A 23,497-nucleotide genomic window follows, 5' to 3' on the forward strand; every position below is an offset into this window, starting at 1 on the left:
GATCAATTGCATCAACCCCGCCGGCCACGAGCGTCGGCTACACCACGGAGTCAACGATGAAAAAGATGATCACGGTTCTGGTCTTGTGTATTGTTTCTGCAGCGGCGTCGGCGCAGGGCGCATTGCCGCCCGGCGACACGCCCCGCAGCGAGCGCGCCATGCAGCAGTTGCAGGCCCGCTTTGCCAGCGCCAACACCACGGGCGACGGCAAGCTGACGCGTGAGCAGGCGGCGGCAGGCATGCCGATGGTGGCGAAGCATTTCGACGAGATCGATACGCAGCGCGTCGGTTACGTCACGCTGCCGCAGATCGAGAACCTGATGAAGCAACGGGCAATGGCACGCTGAATGCCGGCGAGCGCGGGAGACGCGTCATGGAACAGGAAAACAGGATCATCGTGCTGGACGACGAAGCCGAATTGCGCAATATGCTGCAACGCTTCCTGACCGGCCACGGCTTCCAGGTGCGCGTCGTCGCCGATGGCCGGCAACTCGACCGCTACCTGCAGCGCGAACCCTACGACCTGCTGGTGCTCGACCTGATGATGGAGCCGGAAGACGGTCTGACGGTGTGCCGGCGGCTGCGCGCGGAAGGCCAGACCCTGCCCATCCTCATGCTGACCGCGAAGGGCGATCCGGTCGACCGCGTGGTCGGCCTCGAAACCGGCGCCGACGACTACCTCGCCAAGCCCTTTCTCCCCGACGAACTCGTCGCGCGAATCCGGGCATTGCTGCGCCGCCAGAAAATGGCCGCGGGCGTGCCGACCGTGACGTCGCAGACGCTGCGCTTCGGCGAATACCAGTTCGACGTCGGCAAGCAAACGCTGCTGCATCGCGGCGAGCCCGTCGAGGTGCACTCCGCGCAGATGTTGCTGCTGCATGCGCTGGGTTCGTCGCCGAATCGTCCGGTAAGCCGCGAAAACCTGCTCGCGCGGGCGCGCGGGCGCGACCACGAAGCCCTCGATCGCAGCATCGACGTGCAGATCCTGCGGCTGCGTCAGATCGTCGAGGACGATCCGTCGAAACCGCGCTTCATCAAGACTGTGTGGGGTGTCGGCTACATGCTCGTCGCCGGAATCGACTCGTGAGCGACACCGCGCGCCCACGCCGCCGCCTCGGATGGCTGCCGCGCTCGCTGCTGGCGCGCAATATCGCCTTGCTGGTGGCGCTCGTCGCGCTGACCCAGGTGTGCTCTTTCACGGTGCTGCTGCATTTCGTCCAGCGTCCGCGCATCGATCGCGCGGCAATCATCTTCGCCGACTACGTGAAGACGCTCGACAGCGTGCTGGTCGCCATGCCGCCCGACGAAGGACGGGCAGCGGCGGCGCGGCTGGGCGGGCAGACCGAAGCGCCCGCTCATCTCGGCCTCGAACCGACGCCCAGTCCGGTGCGCTTTTTTCGCACATGGCAACGCGATGTTTTCGTCGGCGCGTTGCGGCGGTATCTGCCGCTCTACATGCAGGTGCGCTGGCAGACCGGCGACGGCGAGCGGCTCTGGATTCGCGTGCGGGTCGCGGGCGACCCTTGCTGGATCGCGCTGCCGATGACCGAAGATGCTCAGGCGAGCGGCATTACCACGACGCTCGCGCTCTCGCTGGGCCTCGCGCTGCTGGCCGCGCTGACGGGTTATCTGATCCAGTTGCACCTGAACCGTCCGCTCGAGGACCTGGCGCAGGCCGCGCGGCGCGTGAGCGGGGGCGAGGCGCCCGTTGCGCTGCCCACCGACGGCCCGACGGAAATCGCTCAGGTCAGCCGCGCCTTCAACCAGATGACGGAGGCGTTGCAGCAGGCGGAAGCGACCCGCGCGCTGATGCTCGCGGGCGTGTCCCATGACATCCGCACGCCGCTCACCAAGCTGCGCCTCGCGATGGCGATGGCGATTCCGCGCGGCGCCGATGAGAGCTTCGTCGCATCGGCGGAAAACTATCTCGACCACATCGACACGATTCTCCAGCAGTTCATGGACTACGCCGGCAGTGGCGAGCGTGAGCTCGCCCAGCCCGGCGACCTCGACGCATTGATTACCCAGCTTGCCGCGGATTTCGCGGGCCTCGGACACGAGTTCGAGCTTTCGCTGGGCCGCATGCCGGTGTTCGCCTACCGGCCCGTCAGCCTGATGCGGCTACTCATGAACCTGATGCAGAACGCGATCGTCTATGGGCGCACCGGTCTCGCCGTGCGTACGTGGACCGAAGGCGACTACGCGTGCGTCGCCGTGTGCGATCGCGGCAGCGCAATCGCCGCCGACGAACTGGAAAAGCTCAAGGCGCCGTTCAGTCGCGGCGCGAACGCCCGGACCCATTCGGGCGGCACGGGCCTCGGGCTTGCCATCGTCGAACGGATCGCGCGTTTGCATGGCGGCTCGCTGCAATTTCGCAGCCGCGAAGGCGGCGGTCTCGAGGCGCTCGTCAGCTTGCCGCTGAACCGGCAGTCCGCGTAAAAACGCTCGCGTCGACCCGGCGCCAGGCGGGTCCGGCCTGGGCGACATCGAACGACATACTTCCTGAATGGCGCGTGCCGCCGCTTCCTCCCATACTCGCGTCTGCGTGTTCCCCGATGGTTTGCGGTCCTGTGGATCGATCGATTGTCGGTGAGCTTTTCTCCGCCAATTGATGGCACGACCGTGCCGATGACAGGATCGTTATGCAAACCTCATTCAAGTCCCTCGTTCGCCATGCTCGACGTTTCGCAGGCGCCGCACTCGTGACCGGATCGCTGCTGCTGAGCGGCTGTGCCTCGGCCGCCGACGTCATCACACCGATCAGCGCGGCGCCGCAAGTCCGCGCGAACGTGATCTACGTGTATTCGTTCGATGCCACGCCCGGTCAGGTCAAACTCGACAGTGGTGTCGCGCAGCAATTGAAGGCGGCGATGAGCGGGGAAAGCGCCGCGCAGAAGCAGGACCGCACGGCGAGCGATACCCGCGAACAGGTCGCCGACGAAATCGTGCGCCAGTTGCAGTCGATGGGCCTGCGTGCGGTGCGCATGGACGGCCCGGTGCCGGCGCACGAAACCGCGCTGATCGTCGAAGGCAACTTCCAGACGATCGACGAAGGCAAGCGCCGCCGTCGCATCCTGATCGGCCTTGGCGCCGGCAAAAGCGAAGTCGGGGCGTCGGTCCAGATCCTCTACAAGCCCGCCGGCGGCGCACCGATGCCGCTGCAAAGCTTTTCCACCGACGCCAATAGCGGCCACATGCCGGGCGTCGCGGAAACGGCGGGCGTCGGCGCGGCGGCCGGCCATGTCGCGACAGCGGCGGTGACGGGCACGACGCTGCACGGTGTGTCCGAAGTGAAAGGCGACAGCGTGGCCGGCGACGCAAAAAAGCTGGGCGATTCGATCGCGAAGCAGATCGCGGCGGCGAGCGTCGCAAACGGCTGGATGTAAAGCCTGCGGTCGGGCGCCGACACTGGGGAATGCCCAGGCTTGAGCCGCCGCTATTCATCAGCGTAGAATCGTCGCACATCGGTTTGGGGGCCCAGCAATGCGTCTGGTTTCTCGTTGCGATTTCATCCACGAACCCGGGCGAGTCCCGGTGTTTTTTCGACCCGCCTCTCGCGTCGAGGTCGGCGGTCGTTGCGGAACTGTCGTCGGCTCCGCTTCATGACTCCTCTCATCTCCGTGCAGCGGCTCTGCAAGAGCTTCCCCGGCGTCCGGGCGCTGCACGATATCCAGTTCGACCTGATGGCGGGTGAAGTCCACGCGCTGATGGGCGAAAACGGCGCCGGCAAATCGACGCTGATGAAAATCCTCGCTGGCGTCTATACCCGCGATTCGGGCGATATCCTGCGCGACGGCCAGCCGGTCGATTTCCAGAGCCCGCGCGAAGCCCAGGCGATGGGCGTCGGCATCATTCATCAGGAACTTCAACTGATGAACCATCTGAGCGTCGCCCAGAATATGTTCATCGGCCGCGAGCCGCGTGGACGCCTCGGCGTGTTTCTCGACGAAGACAAGCTCAATGCGCAGGCACGCGACATTCTGGCCCACATGCATGTGAGCATCGATCCGCGCGCCGTGGTCGGCACACTGACGGTCGCCAGACAGCAGATGGTCGAGATCGCCAAGGCGCTGTCGTTCGATTCGCGCGTGCTCATCATGGACGAGCCGACTTCGGCGCTCAACGACGCCGAGATCGCCGAGCTGTTTCGCATCATCCGCGAGTTGAAGGGGCGCGGTGTCGGCATCGTCTATATCTCTCACAAGATGGACGAGCTCAAGCAGATCGCCGATCGCGTCACCGTGATGCGCGACGGCGAATATGTGGCCACGGTCGCCGCCCAGGACACGAGCGTCGAAACGATCATCGGCATGATGGTGGGGCGAACGCTGACCGATGCGGCGACGTCGCACAGCACCACCGGCAGGGGCGACATTGCGCTCGAAGTCAGACATCTGAACGCCGGCCCGCTCGTCAGGGACGTGAGCTTCACGCTGCACAACGGCGAAATCCTGGGGTTCGCCGGCCTGATGGGCGCCGGCCGCACGGAGGTCGCGCGCGCGGTGTTCGGCGCCGACCCGATCGAATCCGGCGAGATCGTCGTACGCGGGGTGAAGGCGAGCATCCGCCAGCCGAGCGACGCGGTGGCGCGCGGCATCGGTTATCTGTCGGAAGACCGCAAGCGCTATGGGCTCGCCACCGGCATGGACGTCGAGTCGAACATCGTCATGTCCAATCTGCGCAAATTCCTGTCGTTCAATTTTTTCTTGCGACGCACGCAGATCCGCAAGACTGCCCGCCATTTCATCAAGCTGCTCGCCATTCGCACGCCCTCGGCGACCCAGCAGGTGCGGCTGCTGTCGGGCGGCAATCAGCAAAAGATCGTCATTGCGAAGTGGCTCGAACGCGATTGCGACGTGCTCTTCTTCGACGAACCGACGCGCGGCATCGACGTCGGCGCCAAGAGCGAGATCTACAAGCTGCTGCGCGCGCTCGCCGAACAGGGCAAGGCGATCGTGATGATCTCGTCGGAACTGCCGGAGATTCTGCGCATGAGCGACCGCATCGTCGTGATGTGCGAAGGCCGAATCACCGGCGAACTGACCGCCGCGCAGGCGTCGCCGGAAAGCATCATGCATCTGGCGACCCAGCGCGAAACCCTGAACGCAGTGGCCTGAACCTCAAGAGGTCCTTATGACCGTGCCATCGGATACGCCGGCGCTAGCGAACGAGGGGCTTGCCTCGAGTCTGAGAGCCCGGCTTTTCGCGCCGACCGCGTTGCAGAAGCTGCTCGCCTTCGCGAGCCTGATCCTGCTGCTGGCATTTTTCGGCTTCGCCTCGCCCGCGTTTCTGCAGATCGACAATATCCTCGGCATTCTGCAGGCGACCGCTGTCAACGGCGTGCTGGCAATCGCGTGCACGTTCATCATCATCACGGGCGGGATCGATCTGTCCGTCGGCACCTTGATGACTTTCACCGCGGTGATTTGCGGCGTGTTCCTTACCTACTGGCATTTGCCGATGTGGACCGGCGTGCTCGCCGCGATCGGCACCGGTGCACTGTGCGGGACCATTTCGGGCACGCTCACGGCGAAAATGAAAATCCCGCCGTTCATCGCCACGCTCGGCATGATGCTGTTGCTGAAGGGATTGTCGCTGGTGGTCTCCGCCGACAAGCCGATCTATTTCACCGACACCGACAATTTCTACATGATTTCGCAGGACTCGTTGATCGGCTATTTCCTGCCGAGTCTGCCGGTGCCGAACGGTGTGCTGATCCTGTTTTTCCTCGCGATCGTCAGTTCGATCACGCTCAATCGGACGGCGCTCGGCCGCTACACCTTCGCGCTCGGCAGCAACGAGGAAGCGGTGCGGCTCTCGGGCGTGAACGTCGATCGATGGAAGATCGCCATCTATGCGCTGGGCGGCGCGATTTGCGGTATCGCCGGACTGCTGATCGCGTCGCGGCTCAATTCGGCGCAACCGGCGCTCGGCCAGGGCTATGAACTCGAAGCGATCGCCGCCGTGGTGATCGGCGGCACGTCGCTCAGCGGCGGCTCGGGCACGATACTCGGCACGATCATCGGGGCCTTCATCATGAGCGTGCTGACCAACGGGTTGCGCATCATGTCGGTCGCGCAGGAGTGGCAGATCGTGGTGACCGGCCTGATCATCATTCTGGCGGTCTACGCCGATATCCTGCGACGCAGAAAAAGCTGACGCTTCACGCCATACGATCAAGAAGAGGAGGGCGCTCGCACTTCCTCGATAACTGAAGGTTGATGTTCCACCTTAGGAGGAGACTTGCCATGTTGAATCGACGATTGTTCGGTGTCGTGGTCGGGCTGGGCGCGCTGATTGGCGCAACCCCTGCGGCGCACGCGGATGAGCCGTATATTCCGCTGATTTCGAAGGGCTTCCAGCATCAGTTCTGGCAAGCCGTTAAAGCCGGTGCGGAACAGGCGGCCAAAGACCAGAAAGCCAGAATCACCTTCGAAGGCCCGGAAACCGAGGCCATGGTCGACAAGCAGATCGACATGCTGTCGGCGGCGCTCGCTAAAAAGCCGCAGGCGCTCGGCATCGCCGCACTCGACAGCAAGGCGGCGATTCCGTTGCTCAAACGCGCGCAGGCTTCGAAGATCCCGGTGATCGCGTTCGACTCGGGCGTCGACAGCGACATTCCGCTCACCACGTGTGCAACCGACAATATCGCCGCCGCCGCGCTCGCCGCCGACAAAATGGCCGAGGCGATCGGCAATGCCGGCGAAGTGGGGCTGGTCGTGCACGATCAGACGAGCCGCACCGGCATCGATCGTCGTGATGGATTCCTGAACGAGATGAAGGCGAAGCATCCGAACATCAAGATCGTCTCCGTTCAGTACGGCGCGGGCGACCATTTGAAGTCGGCGGAAATCGCCAAGGCGATGATTCAGGCCAATCCCAACCTGAAGGGCATTTTCGGCGCCAATGAAGGTTCGGCCGAAGGCGCGGCGATCGGCGTCAAGGAATCGGGCAAGAAGCTCGTGCTGATCGGCTACGACTCCGGCAAGGAGCAAAAGGACGACATCAACTCAGGTTTGATGCTCGGCGCCATTACGCAGAATCCGGTCGGCATCGGCAAGTGCGTGGTCGACTCCGCGATGAAGGCGCTCAAGGGCGAAAAGCTGCCCAAAAAGGTCGACACCGGCTTCTACTGGTACGACAAGAGCAATATGAACGATCCCAAGATCTCCGCCGTGCTCTATGACTAAGCGTCGCCGCTAAAGCGCGATCGGGCAGGAGGGCGGGCGGCCTTTCCTGCTCGTTGGGTTCCGTCTTCGCTCTCGCAGGCGGAAGTCGATCACTGTCGACGAGGAGTGTGCTCAGGTGACTACGATCACAAAACTGTCCGTGCGGGATATCCGGTTTCCGACCTCGCGTTCACTCGACGGCTCCGACGCGATGAACGCGGCGCCCGATTACTCCGCCACCTACGTGACGCTTGAAACCGATTCGCCGCGGGCGCTCACGGGCCACGGACTGACTTTTACGATCGGCCGTGGCAACGAGATTTGCGTGACGGCGGTCGAGGCGCTGGCGCCGCTGGTGATCGGTAAAACGCTGGAGGAAATCGCCGCCGATATGGGCGGGTTCTGGCGCGCGCTGACCTCGGATAGTCAGCTACGCTGGATCGGCCCGGACAAGGGCGCGATTCATCTGGCGACGGCGGCGGTGGTCAACGCGGCGTGGGACCTGTGGGCCAAAGCGGAAGGCAAGCCGGTGTGGAAGCTGCTCGTGGACATGAGCCCGGAAGAACTGGTGCGCTGTCTGGACTTCCGCTACGTGACCGATGCGATCACGCCCGAAGAAGCGATTGCAATGCTGCGTCGTCACGCGAACAGCAAGGACGAACGCGAGCAGGAAATGCGCGCTCACGGCTATCCGGCTTACACGACCTCGGCCGGCTGGCTCGGTTACGACGACGAGAAGATTCGCCGGCTCGCCCGCGAAGGCGTGGCGCAGGGATGGACGCATTTCAAGCAGAAGGTGGGCGGTAATCTCGATGAAGACATGCGGCGCGCCCGCATTCTGCGCGAGGAAATCGGCGAAGACCTGAAGCTGATGATGGACGCGAATCAGGTGTGGGATGTCGACGAAGCCATCGCCAATATGCGGCGTCTGGCGGAATTCGACCCATGGTGGATCGAGGAACCGACGAGTCCCGACGATATTCTCGGGCATGCGGCGATCCGGCAGCGGCTCAAACCGATCGGCGTGGCGACCGGCGAGCATTGTCACAACCGGGTGATGTTCAAGCAGTTGCTGCAGGCGCAGGCGATCGACTTCTGTCAGGTGGACAGTTGCCGTTTGGGTGGCCTGAACGAGGTGCTCGTGGTCCTGCTGATGGCGGCGAAATTCGGCGTGCCCGTTTGTCCGCATGCGGGTGGCGTCGGCTTGTGCGAATACGTGCAGCATATTTCGCTGTTCGACTATATCTGCGTGTCGGCGTCGCTCGAAAACCGGGTGCTCGAGTATGTGGATCATCTGCATGAACACTTCGTCGATCCGGTCGTGATCCGCCACGGCCGGTACATGCCGCCGGAGCGTCCGGGTTACAGCATCGAGATGCGGGTCGCCTCGCTCGATCAGTTCGACTTTCCCGATGGCCCGGCCTGGCGATCCTGAGCGGCTAACTCGCGGGCGCGAACGAGCGCCTGACTGATCGCGGCGAGGATCGTGTCGCGCGCCTTGTCGTCCTGCTGCCTGAGCGCGAACGACGGATGATAGGTGGCGATACCCCACGCGCCCGCTACGTCGAACGGCGCGCCCAGGTGGTCGCGCAAGCTCGCTTTCTTGTGGAGCAAAGCGGTGAGCGCCGTCGCGCCGAGCGTGACGATCACGGCGGGGCGCACCGTTTCCAGCTCACGTTCGAGCCAGACGGAACAGGCCTCGATCTCGCGTTGTCCCGCTGTTTTGTGCAAGCGGCGTTTGCCACGCGGCTCCCATTTGAAATGCTTGACGGCATTGGTCAGATAGACCTCGTCGCGCGACAGACCGGCGCGCGTGATCGCGAGCGTCAGCAATTGTCCGGCGGGACCGACAAACGGCAAGCCGGCCAGATCCTCCTGATCGCCGGGTTGCTCGCCAATCAGCATGATTCGCGCATCACCGGGTCCCGAGCCGCCGACGGCCTGCGTCGCATTGCGCCACAAGTCGCAGCGCCGGCAACGATCGAGCGAAGAGGGGGGCTCGCGAGCCGGCTGCGCAGATTCCGCTTCAACCGGGATTGATTTGCCGTCGAGCATACCGACGCCGCTCGCCTGCGCCACGCGACGCGCACCGCTTTTCGCATCGCTGATCATGGCGGGAATCAGATGACCCTCAGGCAGGCCTTTCCAGAAGCGCACCGGCATGTGCTGTTCGAGCGCGGCTTCGTTCAGCCGGGCCGGATTGAAGGTGCTGCGGTAGTAGGCGAGCCAGAGGGCCTCGGCTTCGTCCGGCGTGTCGGAACGATGCTCGCCGGCCAGCGCGTGACGCTGCTCCAGATGCAACTGCTGGCCGTCCCAGAACGCGGCGGCGCGCGGCGTGGCGATCATCCACGAGGTGCGGCCCATGCGCTCGGCGAAATGTTCCGCTGCCCACTCGAGCACATCGTGATCGGGCTCGTACCATGCGAGGTATTCCGGCGTTTGCGCCGCTGGCGTTTGCTTGCGAAAGCGCACGTACGCAATCATGTCGTGTTTGGCGCGCCGTACGCTTTTGGCCATGCGATAAAGCTGGGCGCCGTCTGCGTCGGCTGGCGAAGCGACGGCTCGGTCGCCGTGTTGCCAGCGCCATAGCACTTTGTACAGGAATGCCCAACGTTCGGCGGCGCGGTATAGCGCGGCGTCCTGCAGTAAGGCCGCCAGTTCTTTTGAAACGTGGACGGTCGACGCGGGTGCCGCTGCGTTTTCGGACGCCTCGCCATAGTCGAACAGCGCCTGCTCCTGCGGCAACGCGGCGTGTTGCATGACGCGCCACTCGATCATTTCCGGTGCAAGACCTTCGCCCAGCGCGCCGAGCGACGCGGCGCGCCACGCGGCAAAGTTGTCTTCGATCGCGAGGGAGCGCATGGCCTTGTCTCACAGCAGCGCCAGTTGCACGGGCGGCGGCGTCAATACTTGCCGCAACTGGGCCGACGATGCGTCATGCAGCGCCGCCCGATAGTCTTGCGTGACGACGAACGGCTTGATTTTCTGCAGCGGACAACGCAGACGCACGAGATCTTCGTAGCGCACGCGCCGCGACCGCCTCAACTCCACCAGCCGTTTGGCGTTGCGCATACCGATGCCCGGCACGCGCGCAATCATGCGTAGCGGCGCGCGGTTCAGGTCGACGGGAAACTGATCGCGATGCGCGAGCGCCCACGCGAGCTTCGGATCGATCTCCAGCGACAGATCGCCGGGTTGCTCGAAGAGTTCGTTGGCCGTGAAGCCGTAGGCGCGCAACAAAAAGTCGGCCTGGTACAGCCGATGTTCGCGCAACAGCGGCGGCGCCTGGGCCGGCAGGCCGGACGGGCTATCGGGGATTGGGCTGAAGGCAGAGTAGTACACGCGTTTGAGCCGGTATGCGCCGTAAAGCGTTTCGGCGGTCTGCAAGATCGTGCTGTCGTTCGTGGGATCTGCGCCGACGATCATCTGCGTGCTCTGGCCGGCGGGCGTAAAGGTCGGCGCCCGGGTGTCGCTTTGCGCCTCTTCCTGTGCCAGGCGGATCGAGCCCATGGCCAGCTTGATGGTGTGGATGTTCTTTTCCGGCGCGAGCCTCGCGAGGCTGCCATCGGTGGGGAGTTCGATATTGACGCTCAGGCGGTCGGCGTAGCGGCCGGCTTGCGCGATCAAATCCGGGTCGGCGTCTGGAATCGTCTTCAGATGAAGATAGCCGCGGAATTGATGCTCCTCACGCAGCGACTGCGCCACGCGCACGAGTTGCTCCATCGTGTAGTTCGACGACTGAATGATTCCAGAGCTGAGAAACAACCCGTCGATATAGTTGCGGCGATAGAAATCCAGCGTGAGGTCGACGACTTCCTCCGGCGTGAAACGGGCGCGCGGCACGTTGCTCGAACGCCGGTTGACGCAGTACTGGCAGTCGTACAGGCAGAAATTGGTGAGCAGGATTTTCAGCAGCGACACGCAGCGCCCGTCTGGCGTGAAACTATGGCAAATACCCGCGCCGGTGCTGGCGCCCAGCCCGGCGACGCCGCGCGAACCGCGTTTGGGCGCACCGCTGCTCGCACACGATGCGTCGTATTTGGCCGCGTCGGCCAGGACTTCCAGCTTTTTGAGCAATTCCACGTTGCCGCCAATACTGTATGGATGTACAGTATTGTACGTTCGCTGCGTATGAGTGCAAGCGCTATCTGGAGGAAATTTGATCGACACGCCGGCTTTACCCCGTCAGGCGCGACATGCCTGAACAACTCTGGCTGCCGGGGCTCGAAGCGCCGCCCGCGCCAACCGACGGTCTGTTTTTTGCCGTGTTTCCCGATGCTCAAACGGCGGCTGGTATTGCGAAGCTCGCACAGCAGCTTTGCGGGGAGGCGCGTGTGCGGAGCAAACCGCTGGCGCCGGGCCGATTGCACGTTACCTTGCAGCACCTGGGGAATTTCGCGGGCGGCCTGCCGCAGGCCGAAGTCGACGCGGCCATGCGGGCGGCTGCTTCGATCAGCATGGAGCCGTTCACGGTCGAATTCGGTTCGGTCGTCAGCTTTGCTTCGAAACCGCGGCCGGGCCCGCTGGTATTGGGTGGGGACGAGGGCGTGGTTGGCTTGCACACGCTTCATGACGCGTTGAGCGAGGCGCTGCAAAAAACGGGGCTCGCGGGATTTGCGCGGGATCGAATGATGTCGGCCGCCGTGCCATATACCCCGCATGTCACGCTGGCGTACGGCATGCCGTGGGCCGCAGCGCGCTCAATCGAGCCAGTTTGCTGGAACGTGCGCGAATTCGCGCTGATGCACAGCCTGCTCGGGCGCACCAGGCATGTGGCGTTGGCGCGTTGGCCTTTGGCGGGTGCTACGTGATGAAGCTAAGGGTCCGCGGCCGGGGATGCCAAGGATGCGCCGCGCCGGATCGCGCCAATGGACTAACTTCCTGAGCTAGCGCGCGTAGCGCTCAGAAGCGCACGCCGGTTGAGCAGCCGCCGGCAAAACCTCCGCCGCTTCCGCCCGCGCCGCCGCAGAACACGCCGCAGCCGGATAGTGCGACGGCGACCGTCACGGCCACCAGCGTCGTTCGCAGACGAGGCAGGGGTTGGCATTTGCCGGGCGGCGTGCCGTATGCCGGGGGCGTGGGATAACGCCGACGGATTTGGGCGGCGAGCATTGTTTCTGAAAGCGCCGAGCTGGGTTGTGTTGTTCTTGATTGCATAGCGTGATTGGGGTTGCGAGGGACGGGTCAAGCACTTGCATGCCTTATTACTGATCTGTCGATTTTGAGGGCCGTACGCGGCGCGGCCGCGAATCCTTCAGCCTAGCGTGCACGGGCCGTCCCTGAAATACGCAAAATCTGAAAACCAGGGGTTTCGTCGGTTGGAGAGGCTAAGGCGTGACGCGCACCCTGATAGAATGCTTGGGCCGCAACGTAGTGGATTGCAGATGAGATTGCTTGACGCGCTAGTCGAACAGCGTATTGCCGCCGCAGCCGCGCGCGGCGAGTTCGACGACTTGCCGGGCGCTGGCGCGCCGCAGACGCTCGAGGACGACTCATGGGTCCCTGACGAGGTGCGCGTCGCCAACCGGATTCTGAAAAATGCGGGCTTCGTGCCGCCCGCTGTCGAGCAGTTGCGCGCCTTGTGCGACCTGCAAGCGGAGCTGAATGCCGTGAGCGACCCGACGACCCGCTGCCGTCTCCAGGCGCGTATGCTTGCGCTCGACATGGCGCTCGAATCGCTGCGCGGCGGTCCGCTGGTTCTCCCGCGCGAATATTGCCGGCGAATTGCCGAGCGCTTGTCTGAGCGCGCGGGCAATCTCAATACGGCCGACGCAGGTTCGCAGTGAGCGAGCCGCTTGAGGTTTTCGCCGCGTCGCCTACCGCTGAGTCCGGCGAAATGTCCAATGAGCCGTCTGTTCAGGCTGGCTCTTCGGGACTGGCCGCTTCCTTTGCCGCAGTCTCGGCAGACCTCCCTGGCCCCATATCCAATACCGAATCTTTGGCACCGCCTGTGTCCGAGCGTGATCGCCGTTTCATGGCGCTCGCTCAAACCGCCGCTGAGGCCGCGCGCGCGGCCGGTGAAGTGCCCGTTGGCGCCGTGCTCGTGCGAGGCGACGAAGTGCTCGCCACCGGTTTCAATCATCCGATCGGCGCGCACGACCCGTCGGCACATGCGGAAATGGTTGCGTTGCGCGCGGCGGCGCAAGCCGTCGAAAATTATCGTTTGCCGGGTTGTGAGCTTTACGTCACGCTCGAACCCTGTCTGATGTGCGCAGGCGCGATCATGCATGCGCGGATTGCCCGTGTCGTGTTCGGTGCGCGCGATCCGAAAACGGGCGCGTGCGGCAGCGTCGTCGACGCTTTCGCCAATCCGCAACTGAATCACCACACCAGCGTAATTGGCGGCGTGCTCGAAACCGAATGCGGCGCCGCGCTCAAGTCGTTCTTTGCCGAGCGGCGGCGCGCCAGCCGCGAGGCCCGCGCGGCAGCCCGGGCAGAGGCGGCGAGTAAATCTGCAGATGACGCAGCAAGTAAGCGGGCAGACAAAGCAGCCAATGCGTCAGACTCCGCTGAGCCGCTCTAAAACAACAACATCCAACAGGTCTTGCCAATGACCGTTCATCGCACCATCGAACTGATCGCACCGTCTGGCTATCCGCATGACTCCGAGATCCTGCATCGCGCGTTGCAGCGTCTGCACGCGCAAGGGCATCGACTCGAAGGCGTGGAGGTGACCAGGCGTCGTTATCAGCGTTTCGCCGGCACCGACGGCGAGCGCGCAGCGGATCTGAACCGGCTCGCCGATCCGTCGCGCAAGCTGCCAGACGTCGTGCTGGCTGTGCGCGGCGGCTACGGCGCGGTACGCGTCCTGCACGGGCTCGACTACGAAGGGTTGCAACGGCGTCTGACCGATCAGCCGGTCGCGCTGGTGGGGCACAGCGACTTCACGGCGATTCAGCTCGCGTTGCTCGCCCGCGCCGGCGTGAAAACGTTTGGCGGTCCGATGTTGATGAGCGACTTCGGCGCTGAGGAAGTCAGCGAGTTCACGATGCATCATTTCTGGTCGGCGTTGACGAATCCGACCATGACGGTGACCGGCAAGACGCCCCAGGCGCAAACGGTCGACGTGTCGGGGATGCTGTGGGGCGGCAACCTGGCCGTGCTGACGTCGCTGATCGGCACGCCGTACATGCCGCCGGTGCAAGGCGGCATCCTGTTTCTCGAGGACGTCAACGAGCAGCCGTTTCGCGTCGAGCGGATGCTTTATCAGCTGCATCTGTCCGGCATTCTCGCGCAACAGCAGGCGGTGGTGCTGGGCGACTTCTCCGGCGGCAAGTCCTACGACTACGACAACGGTTACGATCTGCACGCGGTCGTCGAGCAGATGCGGTCGGTGATCGGCATTCCGATCGTCACCGGGTTGCAGTTCGGACATGTGCACAACATGCTGACGCTGCCGGTGGGTGCCGACGCGCATCTTGTCGCCGATCCTCATGGGTTCACGCTGACGCTGTCGGGCTATCCCCATTTGGGGTGAAGTCGTCAGAAAAAGAGAAAAGAAGCGGGCGTTTCGCCCGCTTCTTTTTACTGCATAAAAGGCAACTAACGGCCTGTGACTAACCGTCTACACGTGCCTCTACGGCAGTGAAGGTCCCCGTGTTTTGTTGACAAAAATCGCAGGCAAAAGGGCGCCGTTTCAATCTCGTTAATTGTCTGTCCAGCCTTTACTGCAGCCACTAAATAAGCAAATGGCCAAGCCTTTAATCATCTCAAAACGCTCCGCGTCGCAGAGATTGTCGAACCAAAAACCAAAAATTGTTGACAATCTTTATGTCCATCCTATGATGACCAACATACCGGGACGCACATCATGTCAGACACAGATTCCGCCGCGCCTAGTTCGAAACCCGAAGCGATCGCCGAGCGCATCCGCGCCGCGATTCTCGAGCATCGGCTCGCTCCCGGCGCCAAGCTGACTGAAGCACAGTTATGCGAAGTATTCGGCGTGAAGCGCGGCCCGATCCGGCAGGCGCTGGCGCAATTGGCCACCGACCATCTCGTCGACCTCGAGCCGAATCGCGGTGCGTTCGTGGCGAGCCCGTCGTTGCAGGAAGTGCATGAAGTGTTCGAAATGCGGCGCATCGTCGAACTGGCTGTCGTCGAAAAGATCTGCAATGGCCACGGCCTGCGGCGGTTGAAGAGTATCGGCAGCATGATCGGCCGCGAACGCAAAGCGTTCGAAACACGTGATTTTCCCGCGTGGATTCGTCTGTCGGGCGAGTTCCACACGGAGTTGGCCAGTCTGACGGGCAATACGGTGTTGTGCGATTGCCTGAACGGGCTAGTGGCACGCTCCACGCTGATTTCCGCGCTGTACGAGTCGCTCGGACGCAGCCCCTGTTCGTTCGAAGACCATGAAGGCATTCTCGCCGCACTCGATGCCGGCGATGCAAAAGCGGCGGCGGCCCTGATGTCGCGCCATTTGCAAAGCGTCGAGTTAAAGATGCTGGAGCGTCCCGCGCGCGGCGCGGCCGATCTTCATGAAGTGTTCGGCGCGCTCAACGGTGCGCCAAAAGCGTCAGCTAAAACAAAGTCCGCGCCAGACTAAAGGCAGGCGGCCGGTGCGCGCCTTACTGGTGCGCGCCGCACTGAATTGAACTGAACCATCAAGCGTTGCAAGGCGGCCCGGCGTGAGCGCTGCCGGCTTGCGCACGCGTATCCGCCGCCGGGCGACGGATTTCGGGTAGCAACGTAGCGCCGGGGATCTGCGGCTCCCAGCGCTGCGACAACCACAAGTACATCAGTACGGAGACAGCCGCCGCACGGCTTGAACAGACAGCGCCTGATCCCCCGGTCGAAGCTCGACGAGGCGGGTGCAACTGGCATGGCCGATGCAATGTTCTTCGTTTGCTATCGATAGTCCCTATCCCAAGGAGGAGTCATGGCTCAGTTCAGTGCAGCGCCCGGCGGTCCCGCCGTTCCGACATACGACGAGGGCGGCGCGCCCAACGATCCGTCGATGCCATCCGGCTACAGCGAGCGGCTCTACAACGAAGACCTGGCGCCGCTGCGCCATCAGACCTGGGGCGCTTACAACATCTTCGCGTTCTGGATGTCGGACGTGCACAGCGTAGGCGGTTATGTGTTCGCGGGTAGTCTGTTTGCGCTGGGTCTCACCAGTTGGCAGGTGCTGATTGCGCTGCTGGTCGGCATCACCATCGTCAACCTGCTTTGCAATCTGATCGCCAAGCCGAGCCAGGCGAACGGCGTGCCGTATCCGGTGGCGTGCCGCGCGACCTTCGGCGTGCTCGGCGCAAACATACCGGCCGTGATTCGCGGCCTGATCGCGGTCGCGTGGTATGGGATTCAGACCTATCTGGCGTCGAGCGCGCTGGTGATCGTGGTGCTGAAGTTCGTGCCGCAGTGGTTGCCTTATGCCGACGTTCATCAACACGGTCTCTTCGGACTGTCTACACTTGGCTGGTGCGGCTTCATGCTGCTCTGGGTGTTGCAGGCGCTGGTGTTCTGGCACGGCATGGAAACCATCAAGAAGTTCATCGACTTCGCCGGTCCCGCTGTCTACGTGGTGATGTTCATCCTCGCGGGCTACATGGTGTATCGCGCGGGTTGGCGCAACATCGGCATCAACCTAGGCGGCGTCAAATATCACGGCATGGAAGTGGTGCCGGTGATGATCACGGCGACCTCGCTGGTGGTCTCGTACTTCTCCGGACCGATGCTGAATTTTGGCGACTTTTCACGCTACGGCAAGAGCTTTCGCAGCGTGCAGCGCGGCAATTTCTGGGGACTGCCGGTCAATTTTCTGGCCTTCTCGCTGGTGACGGTGGTCACGACCGCGGCGACGCTGCCGGTGTTCGGCCAACTGATCACGGACCCGGTCGAAACGGTCGGCCGGATCGATTATCCGACGGCGGTGATTCTCGGCGCGTTGACCTTTACGATCGCGACGATCGGCATCAACATCGTCGCCAATTTCGTGTCGCCGGCTTTCGATTTTTCCAACGTCGCGCCGCGTCTGATCAGCTGGCGCGCGGGCGGCATGCTTGCGGCGGTGGCGTCGATCTTCATCACGCCCTGGAATCTGTTCAACAACCCGGCGGTGATTCACTACACGCTCGACATTCTCGGTAGCTTCATCGGACCTTTGTACGGCGTCCTGATCATTGATTATTACCTGGTCAAACGGCAGAAAATCGTTCTGGACGATTTGTACTCGGTGGCGCCCACCGGTTCGTACTGGTACAGCAACGGCGTGAATTACCGGGCCGTGGCTGCCTTGCTGCCGGCCGCGCTCATCGCCGTCATGTGCGTGATGGTGCCGGCGCTCGACGGCATGGCCAATTTCTCGTGGTTCATCGGCGCAGGGCTGGGCGCGCTGTTCTATCGCGTGCTCGCACGCTGAGTCGTGCGTTTCCGGAGGAGACTTCCTCCGGGTGCTGCAACAGGAGTCGATATGCGTATCAAACTGATCAACCCGAATACGACTCAACGTATGACGGAAGCCATGGGCCGTTGCGCGCGCGAGGTCGCCGCGCCCGGCACGGAAGTGATCGCGGTGAATCCGACCATGGGACCGCCGTCGATCGAAGGCTATTACGACGAAGCACTCGCCACGCCGGGTTTATTGGCCGAGGTGCTGGCAGGTGAAAGAGACGGCTGCGACGGTTACGTGATCGCCTGTTTCGGCGACCCGGGTTTGTACGCGGCGCGTGAGTTGGCACGCGGTCCGGTGATCGGCATTGCGGAGGCGGCGATGCACGCGGCGAGTGTGTTGGCGCCGGGCTTCTCGGTCGTGACGACGCTCGCGCGCACCTGCGGCATGGCGTGGCATCTCGCCGAGCGTTACGGCATGAAGCGTTTTTGCCGCAACGTGCGGGCGACCGACGTCGCCGTGCTCGATCTCGACAAGCCGGGCTCGGCGGCGCGCCGCATCATCCTCGACGAATGCCGGCGCGCGCTCGCGGAAGACGGTTCGGATGCGATCGTGCTCGGCTGCGCCGGCATGGCCGAATTGTGCGCGGAGATCGAGGACGCGTTGGGCGCACCGGTGATCGAAGGCGTGACCGCTGCCGTGAAATGGACCGAGGCGCTGGTCTCGCTGCGTCTTTCGACGGCCAAACGCGGCGACTACGCGCGGCCGCTCGCCAAGCGTTACGACGGCGCGCTGGAATCGTTCAGTCCGACGCAAGACGATCCGAATCCGCCTTCACCGCGCGGTTTCAATAGTCTTTCAGCCGCGAATGCACAGGAAAACGCGGGCAGTGCCGATTTGCTGCGGGTAAACACTACAGATCCCGGCCAGCACATACATTCAGTCTGACACGCACTATCTGCCCGGGTGTATGGGCGCACCCGGGTGTTTTCGCTACACTGGTCCAACTCGGCGGGGGTGTCCAAAACGCTATTTTTGTGCTTTGGGCGTGCTGGCCACGCGGGTTCAACGCGAATTTTACGTACCGTCATCACGCATTCTTCAAACCATGCCACTCGACTCGAACTACCCACGCGATCTGATCGGCTACGGCCGCCACCCGGTGCAGGCAAACTGGCCGGGTCGAGCGCGTGTTGCGGTGCAATTCGTCCTGAACTACGAAGAGGGCGGTGAAAATTGCGTGCTGCATGGCGACCCCGGCTCGGAGCAGTTCTTGTCGGAGATCGTCGGTGCGGGGGCTTATCCGGCTCGCCACATGAGCATGGAATCGATCTACGAATACGGCTCGCGTGCGGGCGTCTGGCGCATCCTGCGCGAGTTCGAAAAGCGCGGCTTGCCGCTCACGGTGTTCGGTGTCGGCATGGCGATCGAACGGAATCCGGAAGTGGCGCGCGCCTTCGTCGAACTCGGTCACGAGATCGCTTGCCACGGCTATCGCTGGATTCACTATCAGGACATGGCGCCGGAGCAAGAGGCTGAGCACATGCGCCTCGGCATGGAAGCGATCCAGCGCGTGACGGGTGAGCGTCCGCTTGGCTGGTACACCGGCCGCGACAGTCCCAACACGCGTCGTCTGGTGGCGGAATACGGCGGCTTTCTGTACGACTCCGATTACTACGGCGACGATCTGCCGTTCTGGATGGACGTCGGCGTCACGGGCGGCGCAACGGTGCCGCAACTGATCCTGCCGTACACGCTCGACACCAACGACATGCGCTTCGCGAGCCCGCAGGGCTTCAACACGGCGGACCACTTCTTCACCTATCTGCGCGACGCATTCGACGTGTTGTACGAAGAAGGCGACGAAGCGCCCAAGATGCTTTCCATCGGCATGCACTGCCGATTGCTCGGACGCCCTGGGCGTTTGCGCGCGCTGCAACGTTTTCTCGACCATATCGAACAGCACGACCGCGTGTGGGTGACGCGGCGCGTCGATATCGCGCGTCACTGGCGCGAACATCACCCTTACCAACAAAACCACCGCGGGGCTGCGGCATGAAGGCGATGCAATACACTCTGGATCAACTCAACAGCACCTCGACCGACGCGTTTGTCGCGGCGCTGTCGGGCATTTTCGAGCACTCGCCGTGGGTCGCGGAAATCGCCGCGCAGCAGCGGCCCTTCGCCAGCATCGACGAACTGCATAGCAAGATGTCGGGCATCGTCGAGACGGCCGGTGAAGAGAAGCAACTGGCGTTGATCAACGCTCACCCGGAGCTCGCCGGCAAGGCCGCGGTACGTGGAGAACTGACGGTCGAGTCCACGCGCGAGCAGAGCGGCGCGGGCCTCGCGCAATGCACGCAGGAAGAGTTCGACCGGCTGCTTGCCTTGAACACGGCGTATCGCGAGAAGTTCGGTTTTCCGTTCATTCTCGCGGTGCGCGGCTACGACCGTCACGGCATCATCGCGAATTTCGAGGCGCGCGTGAACAACAGCCGCGCCGACGAATTGCGCGCGAGCCTCGATCAGATCTACCGCATCGCACGTTTCCGGCTCGACGACCTGATCGACGCGTGAGTTTTTAGCAACCGCGCGTCGCGGTTTCCGAACCGAAACGTTTTTTTAGCACTAACGAACATTAAGGAAGACAACGATGGCACTCCCGATTCTCGACCCCAACGCGCCTGAATTCACGCGTCGCTATGTGAACCTGGCGGACCCGCGTCTGGGCGCGCAGGCACTGGAGACTAGCGACGATTTCTTCGCGCCGAAAGAGCGCATGCTGAATCCGGAGCCCGCCGTCTTCATTCCGGGCAAGTACGACGACAACGGCAAGTGGATGGACGGCTGGGAAACGCGCCGTAAGCGCGCGACCGGGTACGACTGGTGCGTCGTGAAGTTGGCGCGTCCGGGCGTGATCAAGGGCCTGGACCTCGACACCAGCCACTTCACGGGTAACTTCCCGCCGGCGGCCTCGGTTGAAGCTGCGCGCGTAGTCGACGGCGCGCCGAACCAGTCCACGCAGTGGACCGAAATCGTCCCGTCGACCACCTTGCAAGGCAACAGCCACCACTATCACGAAGTCAGCGACGCCAACGCGTTCACGCACCTGCGCGTGAACATCTACCCGGACGGCGGCATCGCGCGTCTGCGTGTGTATGGTCAGCCGCAAGTGGACTGGGCCGGCGCGAGCCGCACCGAACAGTTCGATCTGGCCGCCATGGAAAACGGCGCGTATCTGGTCGCGGCGAACAATCAACACTTCGGCGCGGCGTCGACCATCCTGATGCCGGGCCGTGGCGTGAATATGGGCGACGGCTGGGAAACGCGTCGCCGCCGCGAACCGGGCAACGACTGGGCGATCGTCGCGCTGGCGCAACCGGGTGTGATCAAGAAGATCGAAGTCGACACGGCCCACTTCAAGGGCAACTTCCCGGACCGCTGCTCGATCCAGGCTGCGTATGTCACGGGCGGCACCGACAGTTCGCTGGTCACGCAGGCTATGTTCTGGCCGGTGCTGCTCGGCGAACAGAAGCTGAAGATGGACAACCAGCATTACTTCGAAAGCGAAATCGCTTCGCTGGGTCCGGTCACGCACGTGCGCTTCAACATCATTCCGGATGGCGGCGTGTCGCGTCTGCGTCTGTGGGGCACGCTCGCATCATGAAAACGCTCGCGATCGAACCGTTGATGAAGGAAGCGTTCGCCGCATTCGGTGACGTGATCGAACTCGAAGGCGCGAAGCAGATTCCGATCAACCTCGGCACGACGATCCGCTATCACGATCTCGCGAAAGTGGACGTCACTGATGAAAGCGGCCGTACGCTCGTGAACCTGTTTCGTGGGCAGCCGCGTACGCTGCCGTTCGAAGTGAAGATGCTCGAACGCCATCCGCTCGGCAGCCAGGCGTTCGTGCCGCTCAACGACAAGGCGTATCTGGTCGTGGTAGCGCCGGCGGGCGAGCTGGATGCGTCGAAAATTCGCGCGTTCGTGACGAGCGGCTGGCAGGGCGTCAACTATGCGAAAGGGGTGTGGCATCACCCGTTGATCGCGTTGGGCGACGTGAGCGACTTTATCGTCGTCGATCGTGGGGGTGACGGGCTCAACCTCAATGAGCAGGATCTGGTCGAGTCGTTGTGGCTCACGGAAGATGCGTTGAGCGCCGTAGCGGTGTGAGCCTGCACGCTTCGGCGTAGCGAGCAGATCGATGTTATAGAAAAGCCCACGGTTAAACGCCGTGGGCTTTTTTCTTGCCGCAGTGTGGAGCGAAGTGCGCCGCGGTCTTCAGCTTTCCGGGGTTCAGCCTCGTTTGCCGAGTAGCGGCGAACGCCCAATCACTTCTCGCGCCCGTTCCGCCGGCTCCGGCGCGGAAAATCCCGCGGCCTCGATGGCGGGTTTGAGTCCTTTGAATTGCAAGCTCTTCTTCGGCGAACGTAACGACGCCATGCCGTCGTCCCACGCATGCAGCATGTGCTTGGCGACGGTGTGCCATTGCGGCTCGTTGCGCGCCGCTTCGATCAGCTCATGACCGACGCTGACGGCCGAATCGCACAGCGCCTCGACCATCTGCGCATATTGCCGGGGCGCGATGCCCATCCGCGTGCTGAAAAAGCGCTCCAGCGCGCGGCTGGCCGCCCAGGTTTTACGACCGTCGATCGGCAGGCCCGGCGGATTGGCGGCAAAACGCGGATACGCCTGCGTCGTGACGATGTCGTAGACGGGCGTGAACGCGACATCGTCGACCGTCGTGTAGATCAGCGCGACGTTTTTCGTGTGACAGTCGGCGTTGCGCACCACGTAGTTCGTCAATAGATGCCAACCGAGATGCTCGAGTTGCTGGCGCATGCTGTCGCGATCGAGCAGATAGGCACGCGCGGCGTTGAGCATCTTCTCGCTGGTCGAATTGTATTTTTCGTGCGGCGGCAGGCCCAGCAGGCCGCACATATCCTCGACGCCGTACGCGGGCAGTCCGCGCGCATCCACATCGAAGCGCTCGACGATCAGCGCGCGGCCATCGTCGGACATCTGCGTACGTGCCACCGGCGCCACGCCTAGCCTTTCGAGCACACGCATCGAGTAGAACTCGTTGAAGCCGAGAAACGGCGTGCTGTCGTCCGAGCCTTTGACGATGTGGCGGCTCGTGCGGATAGTGGGCTTGCCGAGGACCGTCGCCAACGATGCAGACGAAGAAGCCTCTTCCTGAGGTGCGATGAACTTCGGCACGGCGCCCGAAATGGCTGCGCGCGCATATTCGCGTACGAGTCGCGCGAAATGTTCAGCGGTGTTATCGCCGTGGAGGATGTTCTGTACGTCGAGCGCTTGCAGTTCGGTGCCGGGCGCGACGCCCTCCGGTGTCACGGTGACGCGGCCAATGCCCATCGCGCCGACGACGGCGAGCAGCGACAGGTCGGTACCGTCGAGCAAGGGGCCAAACTGTTCGCGGATCAGGTTCAGCAGGTAGCCTTCCGGCAGGTTCTGCCGGAAAAACGGATGCAAGTCGCGCGGCCAGCGCCATGCCTCTTCGCGCACGGGCATGGTCAGACTGACGAAGTCGGCGGCGGTCGCGTCGCGGTTGTACTTGAGGACATAGTCGTCGCGCTCGCGAAATAGCGTGGCGACATGCTTGCCCAGAACCTGAACGTCGAGTCTCATGGGGCGGTGTCCGGGTTGCGTTGTTCAGCGAGGATATCTTCGAGCGTGCGCCCATGTCCGTGCGCGACGAACTTGAGATCGTAGCCGGCCGCTTCGAGCAGGCGAACCAGCACGGACACGCTCATATCGTTTTTGGCGAGCGTCTCCATGCGCGCGACGGTGGTCCGCGCGACGCCGGCGCGGCGCGCCAATTCCTCTTGCGACAGGCTGCTCGCACGCCGAACGGCTTTGAGCATGTCTGATACGTCTGCGAGATCGGTCATTTGTAGCCCCAAGGCATCAATTCTGACGAGTTTGGAACTAATTGTAGCCCAAAGGCGACATTTTTCCGTCCTTAAATTGT

23 protein-coding genes are annotated in these 23,497 nt (G+C 63.1%); 19 read left to right on the top strand and 4 right to left on the bottom strand.

Annotated features, from left to right (window positions below; genetic code table 11):
• Positions 1-56: 56 nt before the first annotated feature.
• From FQ705_RS27380 to FQ705_RS27415, 8 genes are all read left to right on the top strand, one after another.
• On the top strand, positions 57-347 hold the full coding sequence (locus FQ705_RS27380) for an EF-hand domain-containing protein (protein WP_144146535.1): 291 nt from the start codon (positions 57-59) through the stop codon (positions 345-347).
• Between the two features lie 26 nt (positions 348-373).
• A complete protein-coding gene (locus tag FQ705_RS27385) occupies positions 374-1,087 on the top strand; it encodes a response regulator (RefSeq protein WP_144146538.1) in 714 nt (237 codons plus the stop codon).
• On the top strand, positions 1,084-2,439 hold the full coding sequence (locus FQ705_RS27390) for an ATP-binding protein (RefSeq protein ID WP_144146541.1): 1,356 nt from the start codon (positions 1,084-1,086) through the stop codon (positions 2,437-2,439). The genes FQ705_RS27385 and FQ705_RS27390 overlap by 4 nt, the downstream gene beginning before the upstream one ends.
• Before the next feature lie 203 nt (positions 2,440-2,642).
• The gene (locus FQ705_RS27395) at positions 2,643-3,386 is read left to right on the top strand and encodes a DUF4410 domain-containing protein (RefSeq protein ID WP_144146544.1); all 744 of its coding nucleotides are present in this window, start codon (positions 2,643-2,645) and stop codon (positions 3,384-3,386) included.
• 216 nt (positions 3,387-3,602) lie between these two features.
• Positions 3,603-5,117: a sugar ABC transporter ATP-binding protein gene (locus FQ705_RS27400; RefSeq protein WP_144146547.1), complete on the top strand. Its 1,515-nt coding sequence runs from the start codon at positions 3,603-3,605 to the stop codon at positions 5,115-5,117.
• Between the two features lie 16 nt (positions 5,118-5,133).
• A complete protein-coding gene (locus FQ705_RS27405) occupies positions 5,134-6,159 on the top strand; it encodes an ABC transporter permease (protein WP_144146549.1) in 1,026 nt (341 codons plus the stop codon).
• Positions 6,160-6,248: 89 nt separating this feature from the next.
• A complete protein-coding gene (locus FQ705_RS27410; protein WP_144146552.1) occupies positions 6,249-7,190 on the top strand; it encodes an ABC transporter substrate-binding protein in 942 nt (313 codons plus the stop codon).
• 115 nt (positions 7,191-7,305) lie between these two features.
• Entirely contained in the window at positions 7,306-8,604 is a 1,299-nt protein-coding gene (locus FQ705_RS27415) for an L-fuconate dehydratase (protein ID WP_144146555.1), read from the top strand.
• Here the strand turns inward: FQ705_RS27415 and FQ705_RS27420 are convergent.
• Both FQ705_RS27420 and FQ705_RS27425 read right to left on the bottom strand, forming a co-directional pair.
• Complete coding sequence (locus FQ705_RS27420) at positions 8,565-10,031, bottom strand: UdgX family uracil-DNA binding protein (protein WP_144146558.1); 1,467 nt, start codon at positions 10,029-10,031, stop codon at positions 8,565-8,567. The genes FQ705_RS27415 and FQ705_RS27420 overlap by 40 nt on opposite strands.
• Before the next feature lie 9 nt (positions 10,032-10,040).
• Positions 10,041-11,252, bottom strand: a complete 1,212-nt coding sequence (locus FQ705_RS27425) for a putative DNA modification/repair radical SAM protein (RefSeq protein WP_144146561.1) — start codon at positions 11,250-11,252, stop codon at positions 10,041-10,043.
• A gap of 113 nt (positions 11,253-11,365) precedes the next feature.
• Between FQ705_RS27425 and FQ705_RS27430 the strand changes: the two genes are divergently transcribed.
• The 11 genes from FQ705_RS27430 (at position 11,366) to FQ705_RS27485 (ending at position 21,678) form a co-directional block, all read left to right on the top strand.
• Positions 11,366-11,980 (top strand): 2'-5' RNA ligase family protein, encoded by a 615-nt coding sequence (locus tag FQ705_RS27430; RefSeq protein ID WP_144146564.1) that lies wholly within the window; start codon positions 11,366-11,368, stop codon positions 11,978-11,980.
• A gap of 573 nt (positions 11,981-12,553) precedes the next feature.
• Positions 12,554-12,955 carry a DnaJ family domain-containing protein gene (locus FQ705_RS27440; RefSeq protein ID WP_144146570.1) on the top strand — a complete coding sequence of 134 codons (402 nt, stop codon included), beginning with the start codon at positions 12,554-12,556 and terminating at the stop codon, positions 12,953-12,955.
• Positions 12,956-13,005: 50 nt separating this feature from the next.
• Positions 13,006-13,692, top strand: a complete 687-nt coding sequence (tadA, locus tag FQ705_RS27445; RefSeq protein ID WP_409934740.1) for a tRNA adenosine(34) deaminase TadA — start codon at positions 13,006-13,008, stop codon at positions 13,690-13,692.
• 27 nt (positions 13,693-13,719) lie between these two features.
• Positions 13,720-14,646 (top strand): muramoyltetrapeptide carboxypeptidase, encoded by a 927-nt coding sequence (gene ldcA / locus FQ705_RS27450; RefSeq protein ID WP_144146576.1) that lies wholly within the window; start codon positions 13,720-13,722, stop codon positions 14,644-14,646.
• Positions 14,647-14,979: 333 nt separating this feature from the next.
• Positions 14,980-15,717: a GntR family transcriptional regulator gene (locus FQ705_RS27455; protein WP_144146579.1), complete on the top strand. Its 738-nt coding sequence runs from the start codon at positions 14,980-14,982 to the stop codon at positions 15,715-15,717.
• A gap of 333 nt (positions 15,718-16,050) precedes the next feature.
• Positions 16,051-17,532: an NCS1 family nucleobase:cation symporter-1 gene (locus tag FQ705_RS27460; protein WP_144146582.1), complete on the top strand. Its 1,482-nt coding sequence runs from the start codon at positions 16,051-16,053 to the stop codon at positions 17,530-17,532.
• A 51-nt stretch (positions 17,533-17,583) separates the two neighbouring features.
• The gene (locus tag FQ705_RS27465; RefSeq protein ID WP_144146585.1) at positions 17,584-18,450 is read left to right on the top strand and encodes an aspartate/glutamate racemase family protein; all 867 of its coding nucleotides are present in this window, start codon (positions 17,584-17,586) and stop codon (positions 18,448-18,450) included.
• 160 nt (positions 18,451-18,610) lie between these two features.
• Positions 18,611-19,561, top strand: a complete 951-nt coding sequence (puuE, locus tag FQ705_RS27470; protein ID WP_144146588.1) for an allantoinase PuuE — start codon at positions 18,611-18,613, stop codon at positions 19,559-19,561.
• Positions 19,558-20,079: a 2-oxo-4-hydroxy-4-carboxy-5-ureidoimidazoline decarboxylase gene (gene uraD / locus FQ705_RS27475; RefSeq protein ID WP_144146591.1), complete on the top strand. Its 522-nt coding sequence runs from the start codon at positions 19,558-19,560 to the stop codon at positions 20,077-20,079. The genes puuE and uraD overlap by 4 nt, the downstream gene beginning before the upstream one ends.
• A 76-nt stretch (positions 20,080-20,155) precedes the next feature.
• On the top strand, positions 20,156-21,169 hold the full coding sequence (alc, locus tag FQ705_RS27480; protein ID WP_144146594.1) for an allantoicase: 1,014 nt from the start codon (positions 20,156-20,158) through the stop codon (positions 21,167-21,169).
• Positions 21,166-21,678, top strand: coding sequence for an ureidoglycolate lyase (locus tag FQ705_RS27485; RefSeq protein WP_144146597.1), 513 nt, complete (start codon positions 21,166-21,168; stop codon positions 21,676-21,678). The genes alc and FQ705_RS27485 overlap by 4 nt, the downstream gene beginning before the upstream one ends.
• Before the next feature lie 123 nt (positions 21,679-21,801).
• On the opposite strand, the gene FQ705_RS27490 is transcribed toward FQ705_RS27485, so the two are convergent.
• Complete coding sequence (locus FQ705_RS27490) at positions 21,802-23,154, bottom strand: type II toxin-antitoxin system HipA family toxin (RefSeq protein ID WP_144146600.1); 1,353 nt, start codon at positions 23,152-23,154, stop codon at positions 21,802-21,804.
• Positions 23,151-23,417 carry a helix-turn-helix domain-containing protein gene (locus FQ705_RS27495; RefSeq protein ID WP_144146603.1) on the bottom strand — a complete coding sequence of 89 codons (267 nt, stop codon included), beginning with the start codon at positions 23,415-23,417 and terminating at the stop codon, positions 23,151-23,153. The genes FQ705_RS27490 and FQ705_RS27495 overlap by 4 nt, the downstream gene beginning before the upstream one ends.
• Positions 23,418-23,497 lie beyond the last annotated feature (80 nt).

This window comes from Paraburkholderia sp. BCC1884 (genome assembly GCF_900996225.1).
Taxonomy (GTDB): Bacteria; Pseudomonadota; Gammaproteobacteria; order Burkholderiales; family Burkholderiaceae; genus Paraburkholderia.

Excerpts from the sequence above, each read along its gene's own strand:
- FQ705_RS27380 (WP_144146535.1), top strand. The coding sequence starts at position 57 with ATGAAAAAGATGATCACGGTTCTGGTCTTGTGTATTGTTTCTGCAGCG.
- FQ705_RS27385 (WP_144146538.1), top strand. The coding sequence starts at position 374 with ATGGAACAGGAAAACAGGATCATCGTGCTGGACGACGAAGCCGAATTG.
- FQ705_RS27395 (WP_144146544.1), top strand. The coding sequence starts at position 2,643 with ATGCAAACCTCATTCAAGTCCCTCGTTCGCCATGCTCGACGTTTCGCA.
- FQ705_RS27400 (WP_144146547.1), top strand. The coding sequence starts at position 3,603 with ATGACTCCTCTCATCTCCGTGCAGCGGCTCTGCAAGAGCTTCCCCGGC.
- FQ705_RS27405 (WP_144146549.1), top strand. The coding sequence starts at position 5,134 with ATGACCGTGCCATCGGATACGCCGGCGCTAGCGAACGAGGGGCTTGCC.
- FQ705_RS27410 (WP_144146552.1), top strand. The coding sequence starts at position 6,249 with ATGTTGAATCGACGATTGTTCGGTGTCGTGGTCGGGCTGGGCGCGCTG.
- FQ705_RS27420 (WP_144146558.1), bottom strand. The coding sequence starts at position 10,031 with ATGCGCTCCCTCGCGATCGAAGACAACTTTGCCGCGTGGCGCGCCGCG.
- FQ705_RS27430 (WP_144146564.1), top strand. The coding sequence starts at position 11,366 with ATGCCTGAACAACTCTGGCTGCCGGGGCTCGAAGCGCCGCCCGCGCCA.
- FQ705_RS27440 (WP_144146570.1), top strand. The coding sequence starts at position 12,554 with ATGAGATTGCTTGACGCGCTAGTCGAACAGCGTATTGCCGCCGCAGCC.
- tadA (WP_409934740.1), top strand. The coding sequence starts at position 13,006 with ATGTCCAATGAGCCGTCTGTTCAGGCTGGCTCTTCGGGACTGGCCGCT.
- ldcA (WP_144146576.1), top strand. The coding sequence starts at position 13,720 with ATGACCGTTCATCGCACCATCGAACTGATCGCACCGTCTGGCTATCCG.
- FQ705_RS27455 (WP_144146579.1), top strand. The coding sequence starts at position 14,980 with ATGTCAGACACAGATTCCGCCGCGCCTAGTTCGAAACCCGAAGCGATC.
- FQ705_RS27460 (WP_144146582.1), top strand. The coding sequence starts at position 16,051 with ATGGCTCAGTTCAGTGCAGCGCCCGGCGGTCCCGCCGTTCCGACATAC.
- FQ705_RS27465 (WP_144146585.1), top strand. The coding sequence starts at position 17,584 with ATGCGTATCAAACTGATCAACCCGAATACGACTCAACGTATGACGGAA.
- puuE (WP_144146588.1), top strand. The coding sequence starts at position 18,611 with ATGCCACTCGACTCGAACTACCCACGCGATCTGATCGGCTACGGCCGC.
- uraD (WP_144146591.1), top strand. The coding sequence starts at position 19,558 with ATGAAGGCGATGCAATACACTCTGGATCAACTCAACAGCACCTCGACC.
- alc (WP_144146594.1), top strand. The coding sequence starts at position 20,156 with ATGGCACTCCCGATTCTCGACCCCAACGCGCCTGAATTCACGCGTCGC.
- FQ705_RS27485 (WP_144146597.1), top strand. The coding sequence starts at position 21,166 with ATGAAAACGCTCGCGATCGAACCGTTGATGAAGGAAGCGTTCGCCGCA.
- FQ705_RS27490 (WP_144146600.1), bottom strand. The coding sequence starts at position 23,154 with ATGAGACTCGACGTTCAGGTTCTGGGCAAGCATGTCGCCACGCTATTT.
- FQ705_RS27495 (WP_144146603.1), bottom strand. The coding sequence starts at position 23,417 with ATGACCGATCTCGCAGACGTATCAGACATGCTCAAAGCCGTTCGGCGT.